At 67.0% G+C, this 16186-nt stretch carries 14 protein-coding genes and 2 tRNA genes; 15 read left to right on the top strand and 1 reads right to left on the bottom strand.

The annotated features are described in order from the left end of the window. Positions 1-144: 144 nt before the first annotated feature. The 3 genes from HZB53_01110 to HZB53_01100 all read left to right on the top strand — a co-directional run bounded on the left by HZB53_01110 (position 145) and on the right by HZB53_01100 (position 1940). Positions 145-217, top strand: a tRNA-Phe gene (locus HZB53_01110). Between the two features lie 3 nt (positions 218-220). Then, positions 221-295, top strand: a tRNA-Cys gene (locus HZB53_01105). Between the two features lie 64 nt (positions 296-359). Next, positions 360-1940: a glycosyltransferase family 39 protein gene (locus HZB53_01100; GenBank protein ID MBI5876220.1), complete on the top strand. Its 1581-nt coding sequence runs from the start codon at positions 360-362 to the stop codon at positions 1938-1940. Between the two features lie 35 nt (positions 1941-1975). On the opposite strand, the gene HZB53_01095 is transcribed toward HZB53_01100, so the two are convergent. After that, complete coding sequence (locus HZB53_01095) at positions 1976-2530, bottom strand: hypothetical protein (protein MBI5876219.1); 555 nt, start codon at positions 2528-2530, stop codon at positions 1976-1978. 469 nt (positions 2531-2999) lie between these two features. Between HZB53_01095 and mtaB the strand changes: the two genes are divergently transcribed. The 12 genes from mtaB to HZB53_01035 all read left to right on the top strand — a co-directional run bounded on the left by mtaB (position 3000) and on the right by HZB53_01035 (position 16170). After that, a complete protein-coding gene (mtaB, locus tag HZB53_01090; protein ID MBI5876218.1) occupies positions 3000-4289 on the top strand; it encodes a tRNA (N(6)-L-threonylcarbamoyladenosine(37)-C(2))-methylthiotransferase MtaB in 1290 nt (429 codons plus the stop codon). After that, on the top strand, positions 4286-4753 hold the full coding sequence (locus tag HZB53_01085) for a GatB/YqeY domain-containing protein (protein MBI5876217.1): 468 nt from the start codon (positions 4286-4288) through the stop codon (positions 4751-4753). Before mtaB ends, HZB53_01085 begins: the two co-directional genes overlap by 4 nt. A gap of 37 nt (positions 4754-4790) precedes the next feature. Further along, positions 4791-6932 carry an HDIG domain-containing protein gene (locus tag HZB53_01080; protein ID MBI5876216.1) on the top strand — a complete coding sequence of 714 codons (2142 nt, stop codon included), beginning with the start codon at positions 4791-4793 and terminating at the stop codon, positions 6930-6932. A 52-nt stretch (positions 6933-6984) separates the two neighbouring features. Next, the gene (ybeY, locus tag HZB53_01075) at positions 6985-7386 is read left to right on the top strand and encodes an rRNA maturation RNase YbeY (protein ID MBI5876215.1); all 402 of its coding nucleotides are present in this window, start codon (positions 6985-6987) and stop codon (positions 7384-7386) included. 137 nt (positions 7387-7523) lie between these two features. Next, positions 7524-7901: a diacylglycerol kinase family protein gene (locus HZB53_01070; GenBank protein MBI5876214.1), complete on the top strand. Its 378-nt coding sequence runs from the start codon at positions 7524-7526 to the stop codon at positions 7899-7901. 347 nt (positions 7902-8248) lie between these two features. Then, positions 8249-9274 carry an anthranilate phosphoribosyltransferase gene (gene trpD / locus HZB53_01065; protein ID MBI5876213.1) on the top strand — a complete coding sequence of 342 codons (1026 nt, stop codon included), beginning with the start codon at positions 8249-8251 and terminating at the stop codon, positions 9272-9274. A 196-nt stretch (positions 9275-9470) separates the two neighbouring features. Continuing rightward, a complete protein-coding gene (trpC, locus tag HZB53_01060) occupies positions 9471-10256 on the top strand; it encodes an indole-3-glycerol phosphate synthase TrpC (GenBank protein MBI5876212.1) in 786 nt (261 codons plus the stop codon). Next, positions 10253-10903: a phosphoribosylanthranilate isomerase gene (locus tag HZB53_01055; protein MBI5876211.1), complete on the top strand. Its 651-nt coding sequence runs from the start codon at positions 10253-10255 to the stop codon at positions 10901-10903. The genes trpC and HZB53_01055 overlap by 4 nt, the downstream gene beginning before the upstream one ends. 48 nt (positions 10904-10951) lie before the next feature. Next, positions 10952-12181, top strand: a complete 1230-nt coding sequence (gene trpB / locus HZB53_01050) for a tryptophan synthase subunit beta (protein MBI5876210.1) — start codon at positions 10952-10954, stop codon at positions 12179-12181. Positions 12182-12473: 292 nt separating this feature from the next. Beyond that, a complete protein-coding gene (locus HZB53_01045) occupies positions 12474-13262 on the top strand; it encodes a tryptophan synthase subunit alpha (protein ID MBI5876209.1) in 789 nt (262 codons plus the stop codon). A 112-nt stretch (positions 13263-13374) separates the two neighbouring features. Next, positions 13375-15255 carry a PQQ-binding-like beta-propeller repeat protein gene (locus tag HZB53_01040; GenBank protein ID MBI5876208.1) on the top strand — a complete coding sequence of 627 codons (1881 nt, stop codon included), beginning with the start codon at positions 13375-13377 and terminating at the stop codon, positions 15253-15255. A gap of 27 nt (positions 15256-15282) precedes the next feature. Further along, positions 15283-16170, top strand: a complete 888-nt coding sequence (locus tag HZB53_01035; protein ID MBI5876207.1) for a serine/threonine-protein phosphatase — start codon at positions 15283-15285, stop codon at positions 16168-16170. Positions 16171-16186 lie beyond the last annotated feature (16 nt).

Below are 16186 nucleotides of genomic sequence, written 5' to 3'. Positions count from 1 at the left end.
GCTTTTCCCCTGCTCCCCCGCGCGCGCGGGGGAGCAGGGGCAGGGGATGAGGGGGCATATTGGCAGCCGACTCCAAAATGAGAACTGCTGCATGCGCGAGGCGCTTTTGACAATTCCCTCCACCTGCTTTAGAATATTTTTCGCGCCGAGTTAGCTCAGGTGGTAGAGCACGCGACTGAAAATCGCGGTGTCCTCAGTTCAAGTCTGAGACTCGGCATGTGGCGCCGTCGCCAAGTCGTAAGGCAAGGGTCTGCAAAACCCTCATGCAGCGGTTCAAATCCGCTCGGCGCCTCCAAAAGACCCGCGAGCAACCGATGGTTGTCTCGCGGGTTCCTTTTTCCGACCAGGCCGGCGCCACCATGAAACGGTTCCTGTCCCCTCTCGCGCTGATCGTCCTGCTGGGCGCACTGCTGCGCCTCGCGTTCCTCTTCGCCTCGCAATGGATGGTCGAGGGCGACGAGGCGGCGGTCGGCTTGCAGGCACTGCACATCCTGCGCGGCCAGTTCGCGATCTTCTATCCCGGCCAGGCGTACCTGGGCAATCTGGAGTCGTATCTGACGGCGGTGGTGTTCGCCGTGACCAGCCCGTCGCGTTACGCGCTGAAAATCGTGCCGTTCGCGTATGCACTGGCATCTATCGCACTAAGCTATGCGCTCGGGCGCGTCGTCTTCCGCGATGAGCGTACCGGCCTGTTCGCCGCCCTGCTGACGGCCGTCGCGCCGGTGTTCGCGCTGATGTGGAGCCTCAAAGCGCGCGGCGGCTATGTCGAGGCGCTGGTTTATGTGCAACTGGCGTGGCTCTGGCTGCACCGGGCCGCGTACCCGGAACCGCAGACTCGGCGTACGCGCACGGCGCTGGGCGCGGGCGTCATCGCCGGCTACGGCCTCTGGATGAATCCGATCGCGCTCTACTTTCTGGCGCCGCTGGCGATTGTGTACGGCGGCATCATGCTCGCCCGTATCGCGCGCCGCGCCACCCGGCGCGATGCGCTCGGACTGGCGGCCCTGATCGTCGCGGGCGCGGCCGTCGGCCTCCTGCCGATGGCGCTGTTCCGGCTGGCCTACGGCGATGCTGCGTTCGGCATCGTCTCGAACCTGCCGCCGCGCCAATCCTGGCCCGACATCATCGACCAAGCCTGGCAATACTTCTGGCGTGACGGGCTGACCGCGCTGGCCGGCTTGCGCGGGCCGAAGGACAAGCCGTGGTCGCCCGACTGGCGACTGATCGTGACGCCGCTCTATGCTGTCGCCCTGCTGGCGCTCATCCCTCGCACGCGCAAATCGGCGGGCGACGCGGTGCTGCTGCTGGCCGCTCTGCTGGCGCTCCCGGTCTTCGCCTTTGGGGCGCTCACCGGCGGCAACTTCGCCGCCATCATTCCCGATTCGGGACTGCTGACCCGCTACCTACTGCCACTCGGCCTGCTGTCTGCACTGGCGCTGGCGCGGCTGTTCGCTGCCAATCGTATACTTGCGGCCATCGGGCTTGCGCTGCTGCTTGCCGTCAACCTGTTCTCGGCCGTCAGCACCGACACGGTGGCGCTGGCGCGCAACGAGTTCGCCAACCAACCGCTGCCCGCGTCATACGACGACCTGATCGCGGACCTGAACGCGCGCGGCATCCGGCACGTCTATACCAACCACTGGATCGGCTACCTGCTCACGCTCGAATCGCGCGAGACGATCCTGACGCACGACTACTCCGACGCCGAGTTCCAGATGGACCGCTTCCCGGACTACTCGCGCGCAGTGCTGGCGTCCCCGAACTCGGCGCTCGTCGTGTTCAACCCGCACTATGAGCCAAACCCGATCGACGCGCAACTGCGTCAAATGAACGTCGCCTACCGCAAGAGCGACCTAGCGTCGTTCATCGTCTACTACGATATGCAGCCGTTTATTAAGCCCGCGGCGCTCGATCGCGTGTTGCAGTGGCCTTACTACTAGAACTCACTTCAAGTAAGGCAACGCACCTGTCAGGGTCACTGGCGGTACATAACCCAGTGCGTGTTCACAATACGGTCTTCCACCTGCATCGTGTTCTGGTCGACCGGCGTGATGAAGTAGGTAAAGCTGGTTACCCACTGCATCGGTTGGTTGCGATACACTTTGGGTTGATGGTCAGTCACCGTAAAGTGGATGTAGCCTTCGCCAACCACGTACGTGCCGACGTCGTAGGTCAGCAAGTCGCCCAGGGTCGACTGCTGCGAGAAGGTACCGGTCGGCTCGAGGAGCAACTGGGTCGACAGCGTGCCATAGGCCGTGGCAGTCCGACTGTACCAGATGCCGGTCAGCTTGAATTGCGCGTTGCCTTGCGGTCTGTCGTCGTTATTGTCCGGGACGGGCTGGTTGTCTGGGGCCGGCTGATTGCCTGGAACTTGCGGCTGCGTCTGATCCTGACGGCCCTGTTGAACACCGGTGCCCGTCTGCGGTTGCCGGGCAGGCTGGTTGACGGGTTGGTTGACAGGCGATGTACAGGCAATGCCGGCTACGATTAGCACGACTATCGTGGCGAAACCGATGACGAGTTGTTTCATGACATTCCTCCTACGACGTCACCTCACTCCTCACCGAAAAGCAGAGTGCAGCGCATTGAGCGAGTAGGCGGGAAAGGCGCAAGCGATTGCCGATACTGAGCCTATTATTCAGTATGACACAAAGGCGGCGGGATTCCAGATGTCAAAGTGACGGTGTTTCCTGGGACAAATGTCACCCGTCACCCTGTGATCAATCAGATGCAGTAAGCCAAAGGCAGCTCCCCCGCCAATGCCGTTGCTAGCCGCGGGTCGCATGGCCAGACAGACCGTCATTCCGGCACGTTTTTGGCCGGAATCCACTCAAAAAGGGTGACGCTGGCTATGGAGACAGTGGATGCCGGCTAACACCATGCCGGCATGACGATCTGCAGCATCTCCGACAGTTCAGCGGTATACCCGCTAGCCGCTAGTCGCTAGTTGACAGCCGCTAGTCGCTAGCCGCTAGTCGTGGTATATTTGTGGGTAACCTATGCGTATCCATGTTGCCACACTCGGCTGCCGGCTGAACCAGAGCGAATCCGACCGCATCGCGCGCCAGTTTGCCGCCGTCGGCCACGAGATCGTCAGCGACCCGGCCACCGCCGATTTGCAAATCGTGAACACCTGCGCCGTGACGCACAAGGCGACCCGCGAATCGCGTCAGGTCGCGCGCGCCGGGCGCCGCGCCGCGCCGGGCGCACTGACGGTCGTGACCGGCTGCGCCTCGCAGATCGAGCCAGAGTATTTCGCGGCTGGCGACGGCGCGACGCTCGTCACCGGGCACGCCGACAAGGAGCGCCTGCTGCCACTGCTGATCGAGCGCGGCGTGCTGCCGCGCCCCGACCCGACCGCCAACGAGGCGTTCCCGCTGCCGCACACGCGCACGCGTGCGTTCGTCAAGATCCAGGACGGCTGCGGCAACCGCTGCGCCTACTGCGTCTCGCGGCTGGCGCGCGGCGAGGAGCGCAGCCGGCCCATCGCCACGATCGTGCGCGAGGCGGCCCAACTGGAGGGCGAAGGCTTTCAGGAGATCGTGCTGACCGGTCTGCATGCGGCATCGTACGGCCGCGACTTCGGCGCCGACCTGACCGCGCTGGTGCGCGCCCTGCTGGCGCACACGCGCATCCCGCGCATCCGTCTGTCGTCGCTGGAGCCGTGGGGCGCGCCGGACGATCTGCTCGAACTGTGGAGCGACGGGCGGCTGTGCGCGCACCTGCACCTGCCGCTGCAGTCCGGCTCCGACGCCACGCTGCGCCGCATGCGACGCGGCTACAACACGCGCCAGTTCGCCACGCGCGTCGAGTCGGCGCGGCAGCGCGTGCCGGGCATCGCCATCAGCACCGACGTGATCGTCGGCTTTCCGGGCGAGAGCGACGCCGAGTTTGCCGACTCGCTGGCATTCGTGCGGGCGATGGCGTTCGCGCAGGCGCACGTCTTCCCCTTCTCGCCGCGCGCAGGGACGGAAGCATCGCACATGCACGGCCAGATCGACCCGAAAGCGAAGCAGGCGCGCAGCGCCGCGATGATCGAGGCGACCGACGCCGACCGCGCGCGCTACCGGCAGGCGCTCGCCGGCAGCACGTTGAGCGTGCTGTGGGAAGGTCGCGAACGCGACGGCGACTGGTCCGGCCTGACCGGCAACTACGTGCGCGTTTACGCCGAGAGCGACGCCGACCTGAACAACCAGATCACAGCCGCGCACATCGGCGGCATCCATGGCGACGGGATGATCGCCACGGTCGAGGCCGCCGAACGGGCGGGAAAAATGAGGACGCTATGACGATCAAGGACAAGCTGAACGACGAATTGAAGACGGCCATGAAGGCGGGCGAGACCCGCCGCCGCGACATCATCCGCATGGTGCTCGCCGCCATCAAACAGGGCGAGGTGGACACGCTCGACCCGCAGAAGCGGGCGACCGGTCTGAGCGACGAGGACATGCTGGCCGTCCTGACGCGCGAGGCCAAGCGCCGCCGCGAATCGATCAGCGAGTACGAGAAAGGCGGGCGCGCCGACCTGGTCGCCAGCGAGCGGGAAGAGCTGTCGTTCATCGAGACCTACCTGCCGCAACTCATGGGCCGCGACGAGATCGCCGTGCTGGCCCGCGAGGCGATCGCCGAGTCCGGCGCCACGTCCGAGAAGCAGATGGGCGCGATCATGCAGAAGCTGATGCCCAAAGTGAAGGGCAAGGCCGACGGCAAACTGGTCAACCAGGTCGTCAAAGAGCTGCTCAGCGCGCGCTAACGCGAGCGCCGAACCGCACGGGACGCGAGAACAGATCATGGGCTTGTCTGCGCTCATGCAGAAGATACGGCAGGCGCCGCCGGTCGCGCGCGCTGCCGTGCTGTTCGTCTCGCTGACGGCGATCCTGACGGCGCTGCTGGTGTGGGATTTCCCGCCCCGGCAGTACGCCCTGCAGGCCGGCGAGGTCAGCCGCGTGCGCATCAGCGCGCCGCGCTCGCTCACGTACAATAGTGCGTCGCGCACGCGCGAGGCGCAGGACAAGGCCGCGGCGGCGATCACGGACGTGTACGACGCGCCAGACCCCCAGATCGGGCGGCAGCAGTTGACGCGCGCGCAGTCGGTGCTCAACTACCTCGACTCGCTGCGCCACGACCCGTACCTGACGTTTGCCGACAAGCAGCGCCAGATCGGCGACCTGCCCGAGTTGTCGCTGTCCAATGCAGTGCTGAGCCAGACGCTGGCCACGGACGACGCGCGCTGGGCGCTGATCGCGCGCGAATCGCTCGGCGCGCTGGAGCAGGTCATGCGCTCCGAAGTGCGTCCCGAGCAGGTCGGCGATGCGCGGGCCTCCTTGCGCCGCTTCGTTTCCCGCGAACTGAACACCGACGAGACGGTGCTGGTCAGCGAGCTGGCGCGCGGATTCGTCGTCGCGAACAGCCTGCCGAACCCGGAGCGCACCACCGCGCTGCGGGACCAAGCGCGCCGCGCCGTCCCGCCCGTCTCCATCACCATCCGGCAGGATGAAACGGTCCTGCGCGAAGGTGAAGTCATCACGACCGGCACGATCGAAGCGCTGGAGCAACTGGGGTTGCTGCAGACGCGCGGCGGCCTGCGCGAGATCGCCGGGCAGGGCCTGCTGGCCGGGCTGCTGAGCGCCGTGCTGGCGTTCTACTTCATGACCCAGCCGCCTGACATATGGGGACAGTGGCGGCGCATCAGCCTGATTCTGGCGCTGTCCACCGCATTGGTCTTCGCGGCCAAGTTGATGGTGCCCGGCGGCGCGGCGCAGGCGTACCTGCTGCCGATGCCGGCCATGGCAATGACGCTGGCGCTGTTCATGGGCGCGCCGAGCGCGGTCGCGGTGATGATGTGCCTCAGCCTCATCATCGGCCAACTGGCCGGCGACGCGCGCGCGCTGGAAACGATCGCCTACGTGATCGCCGGCTCGGTGATGGGTGCGGTGAGCGTCAACCGGATCGAGCGGCTGAACGCCTTCGCCGGCGCGGGGTTGGTCATCACGATCACCAACTGGGCCGTGATGGCCGCGTTCATCGGCCCCAATCCACCGACCGAAGGCCTGCAGATCGCGCTGCTGGTCGGCGCGGGGCTCCTGAACTCGATCCTGTCCGTCAGCCTCGCGCTGGCCGGTTATTCGCTGGCCGGGCATTACCTGGATATTACGACGCCGGTACAACTGATGGACCTCTCGCGGCCGACGCACCCCCTGCTGCGCAAGCTGCTCCTGCAGGCGCCCGGCACGTATCATCACACGCTGCTGATCAGCAACATGGCCGAGCGCGCCGCCGAGTTGATCGGCGCCGACCCCCTGCTGGCGCGCGTGGCCGCGTACTACCACGACATCGGCAAGACGGTTCAGCCGTACTTCTTCATCGAGAACCAGATCGACCGCGACAACCCGCACGACGAGCTCAACGACCCGGTCGAGAGCGCGCGCATCGTCATCAGCCATGTGCCCGACGGCATCGCGCTGGCGCGCAAGCACCGCCTGCCCCGGCCGATCGTCGACGTGATCGCGCAGCACCACGGCACCATGCTGGCAGCATACTTCTACCACCGCGCGCGCATGCAGTCGCCGAACGGCGAGGTCAACGAATCGCTCTTCCGCTACCCCGGCCCGCGGCCGCAGACGCGCGAAGCCGCGATCGTCATGCTGGCCGACGGCTCCGAGGCGACGGTGCGCGCCCTGCGCCCGGCCACCGCCGAGGAACTGGACGAGATCCTGCAGAAGATCTTCCGCGAGCGGCTGGCCGCGGGCGAGCTCGACGACAGCAACCTGCGCCTGCGCGACCTCGGCCACATCCGGCAGGCGTTTCACGAGATCCTGCAGGGGCAGTTCCACCCGCGCATCACCTATCCGAGCGACAGCCGCGAGCCGCTTCCCGAACCGCCGCGAGGCATCTGGCTTGAAAGCCGCAACGTTCCGGCCCGCGAAGAGTAGCGCACTCCGCCTGCGGCTCACGGTGAGCCACAACGCGGCGTCATGCAGGACAGTGCCCGACCGGCACATACGGCTGGCCGCAAGGCGCGCGCTGCTGGCCGCGCGGCGGCGCGGTCGCTTCGCGCTCTCGGTCGCCTTCGTCAGCGATGACGCCATACGGCGACTCAATGCGCGCTACGCCGGCGACGACTATGTGACCGATGTGCTTTCCTTCCCGTCCCTCGAAGGGATCAGCTTTTTTGCCCCGGCGCCAACCGCCGACACGCAGTTGGGCGATATCATCGTGGCGCTGCCACAGGCGGCGCGCCAGGCGCGCGCGGCCGGGCATGCGCTCATACGCGAGGTCGAACTGCTCGTCACACACGGCGTCCTGCACCTGATCGGTTACGACCACGGCACGGCCGCACAGAAACAAGCGATGGATACCGTGCAGGCGCGCGCAATGCGCAAGTAGAACCCGACAAACGCCGGCACAATGCACGATATGCATATTCCCAGGGCAGCTTTTTCAACACTAAGACACAAAGGCACAAAGACGATCTTTAATTCATTCTTTGTGTCTTTGTGCCTTTGTGTTGAGATGGGTTAGAAATGGTGGGCGCCTCATTAAAGGCATTTGTACGCAGCTTTCGCTTCGCGGTCGCGGGCATCACGCACACCGTGCGCTCGCAGCGCAACATGCGCGTGCATTTGCTGGCCGGCGCCATCGTCGCGGTCGTCGGCATCTGGCTCGGGCTCAGCGCCATCGAGTGGGCCATTGTCGCGCTGACGATCGGCATGGTGTTCGCCGCCGAAACGATGAACACGGTCGCCGAAAGCATCGTGGACCTGGCCAGCCCCGGCTATCACCCGCTCGCCAAGATCGCCAAAGACGCCGCGGCGGGCGCGGTGCTGCTGACGGCACTGGCCGGCATCGGTGTGGGCGCGGCGATCTTTCTGCCGCACCTGTGGGCGCTCTGGGCACGCTAGCCCGGCGTTTGGAGAATGGCGGCGTCGCCCCTATAATTCTGCCCAACTGAATAGTGCAAGGCACTGACCGGGACAAGTAGCTTCCCATGCCACGCCACAGAGAGCCGGATGAAGGGTGCGAATCCGGCGGCGTGACGGGCAGCCAATGGACCCGCGAGCCAGACGGTGAAAGCCCCTGCGGGGCAACTATCCGAAACGGAATCCCGCCGTTATCCGGGAACCAAGGCTGGCGCGCTATGTGCGCCGGCAAATCAGGGTGGCACCACGAATAACCTCTCGTCCCGGTCGGGCGAGAGGTTTTTTGTTCGCGGCGCGGCACGCAGCCGGCCGCAGGGCGAGGACGCAACATGATACGCGAAGCGATTGGACATCTGGTAACCGGCAAGCACCTGTCGGCCGACGAGACCGAGTCGGTGATGAACGAGATCATGACGGGCGAGGCGACGCCGGCGCAGATCGGCTCGTTTCTGACGGCGCTGCGCATCAAAGGCGAGACGGCCGAGGAGATCGCCGGCTGCGTGCGCTCGATGCGCGCCAACGCGATTCACGTGCGCCCGCATACCTCGCCGCTGGTCGATGTGGTCGGCACCGGCGGCGATGGCGCGCACACCTACAACATCTCCACGACGGCATCGTTCGTCGTCGCAGGCGCGGGGCTCGCCGTCGCCAAGCACGGCAACCGCGCGGTGTCATCCAAGGCGGGCGCCGCCGACGTCTTGAACGCGCTCGGCGTGAATATCACACTGGCGCCGGAGCAGATCGCGCGCTGCATCGACGAGGTCGGCATCGGCTTCCTCTTCGCGTCCAACCTGCACCCGGCCATGCGCCACGCCATCGGTCCGCGCCGCGAGATGGGCATCCGCACCGTCTTCAACATCCTGGGACCGCTGGCCAACCCGGCCGGCGCGCAGATCCAGTTGGTCGGCGTGTACGATCCGCGCCTGACGCGAACGATGGCCGAGGTCTTGCAGCGGCTGGGCGGGCAGGCCGCGTATGTCGTGCACGGCGCGGGCGGGCTCGACGAGTTGAGCACCATCGGCCCGAACCACGTCACGGCATTTCGCGGCGAGCAGTTAAGCGAGTTCGAGCTCGACCCGCAGGAGCTGGGGCTGCCGCGCGCCACGCTCGACGACCTGCGCGGCGGCACACCCGAGGAGAACGCCGTGATCACGCGCCGCATTCTCGGCGGCGAGCGCGGCCCGCGCCGCGACACCGTGTTGCTGAACGCCGCCGCCGCCTTGACGGCCGCCAGTGCCGCGCCTGATCTGCGCGCTGGGCTGATCATCGCCGCCGACTCGCTCGACTCCGGCCGTGCCTTGCAGAAGCTCGACGCGCTGATCGTATTTACCGCGCAATTTCCGAAACCGGCGTAGAACGGGGATCGGGGATCAGGGATCGGGGATCGGGGGTCAGGGATCAGGTGTCAGGTGTCAGGTGTCAGGTATCAGGTGTCAGGCATCAGGTGTCAGGTATCAAGGCTCAGGAGCCGCTTTCGCACAGTGCTGCGCCGCCGGGGCTTAAAAATTGGAATATGGTCTTGGGATTTGGGGCTTGGGAGTTGGGAGTTCTCTGTTGATTCTCGACGAAATTGTGGCGCAGAAGCGGATTGAAGTAGCTGCCTTGCGCGCGCGCGCCACGCTGGCGCAGTTGCAGGCCGCCGCCGCGGTCGCGCCGCGCTCGCGAGACTTTGCCGGCGCACTGCGCGATCCGTTCGGGCGCGTGTGCCTGATCGCCGAGGTCAAGCGCAAGTCGCCGTCCAAAGGCGTGTTCCGCGCCAACCTCGATGCGGCCAAGACGGCGCGCGCGTATGCGGTCTCCGGCGCAGCCTGCGTCTCCGTGCTGACCGACGAACAGTTCTTCGCAGGCACGCTCGACGATCTGCGCGCAGTACGGCAGGCCGTTGATCTGCCGATCCTCCGCAAAGAGTTCATCGTCGACGAGGCGCAGATTTTCGAGACGCGCGCAGCGGGCGCCGATGCCATCCTCTTGATTGCGGCGATCCTGACGGATACGCAGATGACTGCGTTCTATGCGCTGGCGGTGTCGCTCGGAATGGCTGCGCTGGTCGAGGTGCACGACGTGGGCGAGTTGCGGCGTGTGCTGCCGCTGCGGCCCGCGCTGATCGGCATCAACAACCGCGACCTGCGCACCTTCCGCACCGATCTGGCGACGACCGAGGCGCTTGCGCCGCTGATCCCGCCCGATTGCATCATCGTCGGCGAGAGCGGCATTCACTCGCGCACGGACGTGGAACGCTTACAGCGCGCCGGCGCGCGCGCCATACTCGTCGGCGAGTCGCTCATCCTCGCGGAGAGCGTCGCCGCGCAGGTGCATGCGCTGATTGGCGGAACATGATGCGCGTCAAGATCTGCGGTCTGACACGGCTCGACGATGCGCGCGCCGCGCTCGATGCCGGCGCCGACCTGCTCGGTTTCAACTTCTACCCGCCGAGCCCGCGCTGCGTCGCGCCCGAGTCCGCCGCCAGTATCATCGCTCGCCTGCGCACGGAGTTTGCCGGGCGCGCATTTCTGGCTGTCGGCGTCTTCGTCAACGAAACGCCGGAGCGCGTGCGCGCGACGCTCGCGCAATGCGGGCTTGACCGCGCGCAACTGCACGGCGACGAAACGCCGGAGACCGTGCGCGCGGCGGGACCGGCAGCGTTCAAAGCACTGCGCCCGGCGAGCCTCGCCGAGGCGGAGACTTGGATCAACGCGCAAGCGGCGCCGGACGACAGTCGGGTTGAGCCGGCCTACCTGATCGACGCATCGCACCCGAGCCTGTACGGCGGCACCGGGCAGACCGGCGACTGGGCGCTGGCGCGCGCACTGGCCGCGCGCTTCCCGATCCTGCTGGCCGGCGGGCTAAGCGCAGACAACGTCTCCGCCGCCGTGCTGGCGGTGCGCCCGTGGGGCGTCGATACGGCCAGCGGCGTCGAGCGCGCGCCGGGGCTGAAGGACGCAGCCAAAATGCGCGCCTTCATCGCGGCCGCACGCGCCGCCTGATTGGGATTTGGAAGTTGAGATTTGGGATTTCTCTTTGAGTGAGGCTGTATGACACAGACCATTTATTCGACACTTGCGGAAGCGGTCGCCGCGCTGGAGAAGCCGGCGCGCGGCTATTTCGGGCGCTTCGGCGGCCAGTTCGTGCCGGAGACGCTGATGCCGGCGCTGGCCGAGTTGGAACGCGCCTATGCCGAGGCATCGCGCGACCCGGCGTTCTATACGCGGTTTGCCGCGCTGCTGCGCAACTACGTTGGCCGCCCGACGCCGCTGTACCACGCCGAGCGGCTGTCGGCCCACCTGGGCGGCGCACAGATCTACCTCAAGCGCGAAGACCTGGCGCACACCGGCGCGCACAAGATCAACAACGCGCTCGGCCAGGCGCTGCTGTCAGAGCGGATGGGCAAACGGCGCATCGTGGCTGAGACCGGCGCCGGACAGCACGGCGTCGCCTCGGCCACCGTCTCCGCGCTGCTCGGTTTCGAATGCATCGTCTATATGGGCACCGACGACATGACGCGGCAGGCGCCTAACGTCGCGCGCATGCGACTGCTCGGCGCACAGGTTGTGCCGGTCGACGCGGGCAGCCGCACACTCAAGGACGCCATCAACGAGGCGCTGCGCGACTGGGTGACCAACGTCCGCACGACGCACTATCTGCTCGGCTCCGTGCTCGGCCCGCACCCCTACCCAATGATGGTGCGCGACTTCCAGTCGGTGATCGGGCGCGAAGCGCGCATCCAGATGCTGGAGCAGGCCAAGCGTCTGCCCGACGTCGTCGTTGCGTGCGTCGGCGGCGGCTCCAACTCGATTGGCGTCTTCAGCGGCTTTGTCGGCGACGATGCGGTCGAACTGCGCGGCGTCGAAGCCGGCGGCGAGGGCATCCAGAGCGGCCGGCACGCCGCCCGCTTCGCCGAGCCCGCGCCCGGCGTGCTGCACGGCACGCGTTCGTTCGTCTTGCAGGATGAGCACGGCCAGATCCGCGCCACGCACTCGATCAGCGCCGGGCTCGACTACCCGTCTGTCGGGCCGGAGCACGCCAGGCTGTTCGAGAGCGAGCGGGCGCACTACACGTACGCGACGGACAGCGAGGCGCTGTCCGCCTTCCAGGCACTGTGCAGGCTGGAGGGCATCATCCCGGCGCTGGAATCGTCGCACGCCGTCGCCGAAGCGATCAAGCTGGCGCCGACGCTCGGCCGCGACCGCATCATCCTGGTCAACCTGTCGGGGCGCGGCGACAAAGACCTTGACTCGGTGCGTCACGCTTTACACATGGCCTAAACCTGTTTCACATTGACAGTGTCCTCATGGTTGTTTCGCGAATGTTGGGCCTGCCCCCTCATCCCCTGGCCCCTGCTCCTCCGCATGCGGGGGAGCAGGGGAAAAACTGTTGGGGATTGTCGCGGCGGCTGAAGCCGCCGCGACAATCCCCTTTAACTCTCGCCCCCTCCCAGCAAAGCTGGGAGGGGGTCGGGGGGAGGGCAGAAATTCTCGTCATGTCAACAGCTCTCGAAGCAATCTCTTGAAGACACGTTCATTTCGACACAGCATAACCCGCCCGGAGAACACCGTCATGTCCCGTATCGAATCGACTTTCGCCCGCCTGCGCGCCGCCGGCCAGTGCGCGCTGGTGCCGTACATCGTCGTCGGCCAGCCCGATCTGCCGACCACCGTGGAGATTGCTGCCGCGCTGATCGACGCCGGCGCCAGCATGCTGGAACTCGGCGTCCCGTTCTCAGATCCGCTGGCGGACGGCCCGGTCATCCAGCGCGCCACCTACCAGGCGCTGCTGAACGGCACCACCCCTCGCGACGCGCTGACCGTGGCGCAGCGCATCCGCGCGCGCTACCCGGCGACGCCGATCGTCTTCATGGGTTACTATAACCCGATCATGCGCTTCGGCGTCGCCGCGTACGCGCAGGCGTGCGCCGCAGCCGGCGTCGACGGGCTGATCGTGCCCGACCTGCCGCACGAAGAAGCGGGCGAACTGCTGGCCGCCTGCCGGAACGCCGGCCTCGACCTGATCCCGCTGATCGCCCCGACCAGCGACGACGAGCGCATCGCCGCCATGGCCCGCGACGCCGGCGGCTTCATCTACGGCGTGTCGGTCGTCGGCATCACCGGCGCGCGGCGCGACCTGTCCGGGGACGCCTCGGCGCTGGTGCAGCGCATCCGCGCGTACAGCAACCTGCCGATCGCCATCGGCTTCGGCGTCTCGCAGGCCGCGCACGTCCGGCAGATCGCCCAGATCGCGGACGGCGCCGTCGTCGGCAGCGCACTCGTGGACGCCATTGAGCATGCCCCGGCCGGGGACGCCCCGGCTGTCGCCGGTGCGTTCGCGCGCAGCCTGCTCGCCGGGTAGCATGGACACAGAATAGCTGAGTTTCCCAAGCGTTTTCGCACATAACTTGCGGTCGTGCGCCCCTCTGCTATAATCGTGGATATGGTTGAAGTTTGTGCGCTGGGCGCGCCCCGTGTCCACTAACCCGATTTCGCGTCAACCCGCAGCCGTCCGCACGGTGCTGCAGAACCGCTACCAACTGGAACGCAAGCTGGGCGCGGGCGGTATGAGCACGGTATATCTGGCGCGCGACCTGCGCTTCGGCGAGACGGAGCGCCATTGCGCCGTGAAGGAGATGGTCAACGCCGCCACCGACTCCGAGACCCGCCGCCTTAACCTCGACAACTTCACGCGCGAAGCCAACCTGCTCGCCAGCATCACCCACCCGGCCATCCCCAAGGTATACGATTTCTTCAGCCAGGACAGCAAGAGCTTTCTGGTGCTGGAGTTCATCGACGGCGTGGACCTGGAGCAGTACTGGGCGCGCACGCGCGAGCCGCAGCCGCCGGGCGACGTCGTGAACTGGTGCCTGCAGGTGGCCGATGTGCTCGCGTTCCTTCACGAGCACGAGCCGCCGGTCATCTTCCGCGACGTGAAGCCGTCCAATATCATGCTCACGCGGCTGAACCAGATCGTGCTGATCGATTTCGGCATCGCGCGCCTGTTTCAGTCCGGCGTGCGCGGCACCATGATCGGCACGGAAGGCTATGCGCCGCCGGAGCAGTATCGCGGCGTGGCCGAACCGCGCGGCGACATCTACGCGCTGGGCGCGACGATGCACCACCTGCTGTCCGGGCGCGACCCGCGCCTGGAGCCGCCTTTCACATTCGTCGAGCGCCCGCTTAAGAGCGCCAATGCGGCCGTGAGCACGCAGCTCGAAGCGGTCGTGATGAAAGCGCTGGCTTACGAACCGGATGACCGCCCGCCCAGCGCGCGCGAGTTCGCCCGCCTGCTGCGTGCAGCGTCCGGCGCGGGCGGCGACGCCCCGGCCGCCGGCGCCTCGTCGTCCTATGCGCCCGGTGCGACGCGCAGCGCCGCCGTCTCCGGCGCGAGCGACGCCAAGCCGGTCTGGAAGTTCGCGTGCGAGGACGAGATTCGCTCCTCGCCGCGCATCGAAGGCGGCGTGCTGTATATCGGCTGCTACGATCACAACCTGTACGCGCTCGACGCGGCGACCGGCAAGTTCATCTGGAAATACCCGACCGAAGCGGGCATCTCGTCCACGCCGCTCCCGACCGCCGACGCGATCTATCTCGGCTCCGAAGACCAGACGCTGTACGCGCTGCACCCGGCTAATGGGCAGGTGCTCTGGCGGATGCGCACCAAAGGACCGATTCGCTCGTCGCCGCGCCTGGCCGGCGACGCGGTAATCATCGGCTCGGATGACGGCGCCGTGTACGCCGTCAGCACGAAGCAACAGACGCTACTCTGGCGCTTTCAGGCGATGGCCAGCGTACGCTCCAGCGCGCTCGTCGTGGGCGAGACCGTCTATATCGGCTGCGACGATGGCAACCTGTATGCGCTTCAGACGCGTGACGGGCGCCAGCGCTGGAAGTACAACGCCGGGCGCTTCGTCATCTCATCGCCCGCCCACGCCGACGGCCTGGTATTTTTTGGCGCGGGCGACCAGGCCGTGCATGCGGTGGACGGCCGCTCCGGCTGGTCGATCTGGCGGGTACGCACCGAGGGCGCGGTCGTCTCATCGCCCGCCATTCTGGATGACAAGGTCTACATCGGCTCGGCGGACGGCAACGTGTATGCGCTTGACACGCACAGCGGCCGCCAGCAGTGGAAGGCCACGGTCGGCGGGCAGATCGCCTCGTCGCCGGCCGTGACCGCCGACAGTGTCTACTTCGGCAGCGAGGATGGGCGCGTGCACGCGCTGGAGCGGCGCACCGGCCGCCCGCGCTGGGTGCACCGCACCGGCGGCATGGTGATGTCATCGCCCGTGGTCAGTGACGGGCGTGTGTACATCGCCAGCGCTGATCACTTTGTATATGCGTTACCGGCCTGAACCCGCCGGACGCCAGCGACGGATCTCATGTTTGATTTCCTGTTCAATCGCGCCAAGAAGGAAACCATCACGATGGACGATATTCAGGGCATAGACGGCCCCGCCGTCGTGGGCAGCGGCACCGCGCCGGTCGCCCCCCCGGAACCGCTGCGCCGCCCGTGGGCGCGCATCGGCTCCCTGAGCGACCTGGGCTGTCAGCGCGAGATCAACGAGGATGCGCTGGTCACGCTGGTCGTCGATTTCGAGCAGGACAACCGCCGCCAATCGATCGGCGCGTTCATCGTCGCGGACGGCATGGGCGGCCATGATCGCGGCGAGCTCGCCAGCCAGACGGCGGCGCGCACGGTGCTCGATGAATTGATGCGCCGCCTGGTCGCGCCCGCCATGAACGGGCAGCCCGCCGGCGGGCCGCTGGGCGACGCCATGCAGAGCGCCGTGCTGGCGGCGCACGACCGCGTGCGCAACGAACTGCCCGGTTCGGGCACCACCCTGACGGCCGCGCTGGCGATCGAGGACATGCTCGCCATCGCCCATGTCGGCGACAGCCGCGCCTATATCTGCCGCGACGGCGTCGTCACACAGGCCACGCGCGATCACTCGTTCGTGGCGCGGCTCGTCGAGATGGGCCAGGCCACGCCGGAAGAGGCGGCCGTCGATCCGCGCCGCAACTTCCTGCTGCGCGCCGTGGGCCAGGCCGACGACCTGGAAGTGGACTTTGAGTTTGAGCCGTTCCCGCCCGGCAGCCGGCTGCTGATCTGCTCCGACGGCCTCTGGGGCCACGTCGAGCCTGGCGACCTGGAGCGCATCCTGCGCGAGTCGGATGACCCGCAGACCGCCTGCCAGAGCCTGATTGATCGGGCCAACCAGGGCGGCGGCCCGGACAACATCACCGCCGTAATCGTCATGCGCTCCTGATTCCACGAGCCGGATA

This window comes from Chloroflexota bacterium (assembly GCA_016235055.1).
Classification (GTDB): Bacteria; Chloroflexota; Anaerolineae; order JACRMK01; family JACRMK01; genus JACRMK01.
The sequence above is the reverse complement of the archived record's forward strand: the minus strand, read 5'-3'. Positions and strand labels throughout refer to the sequence as shown.

Bases quoted from the DNA above. Each gene is read 5' to 3' on its own strand.
- HZB53_01080 (MBI5876216.1), top strand. From the start codon at position 4,791: ATGGGCTTGTCTGCGCTCATGCAGAAGATACGGCAGGCGCCGCCGGTC.
- HZB53_01100 (MBI5876220.1), top strand. From the start codon at position 360: ATGAAACGGTTCCTGTCCCCTCTCGCGCTGATCGTCCTGCTGGGCGCA.
- mtaB (MBI5876218.1), top strand. From the start codon at position 3,000: ATGCGTATCCATGTTGCCACACTCGGCTGCCGGCTGAACCAGAGCGAA.
- trpD (MBI5876213.1), top strand. From the start codon at position 8,249: ATGATACGCGAAGCGATTGGACATCTGGTAACCGGCAAGCACCTGTCG.
- HZB53_01035 (MBI5876207.1), top strand. From the start codon at position 15,283: ATGTTTGATTTCCTGTTCAATCGCGCCAAGAAGGAAACCATCACGATG.
- HZB53_01070 (MBI5876214.1), top strand. From the start codon at position 7,524: ATGGTGGGCGCCTCATTAAAGGCATTTGTACGCAGCTTTCGCTTCGCG.
- HZB53_01045 (MBI5876209.1), top strand. From the start codon at position 12,474: ATGTCCCGTATCGAATCGACTTTCGCCCGCCTGCGCGCCGCCGGCCAG.
- HZB53_01095 (MBI5876219.1), bottom strand. From the start codon at position 2,530: ATGAAACAACTCGTCATCGGTTTCGCCACGATAGTCGTGCTAATCGTA.
- HZB53_01055 (MBI5876211.1), top strand. From the start codon at position 10,253: ATGATGCGCGTCAAGATCTGCGGTCTGACACGGCTCGACGATGCGCGC.
- HZB53_01085 (MBI5876217.1), top strand. From the start codon at position 4,286: ATGACGATCAAGGACAAGCTGAACGACGAATTGAAGACGGCCATGAAG.
- trpB (MBI5876210.1), top strand. From the start codon at position 10,952: ATGACACAGACCATTTATTCGACACTTGCGGAAGCGGTCGCCGCGCTG.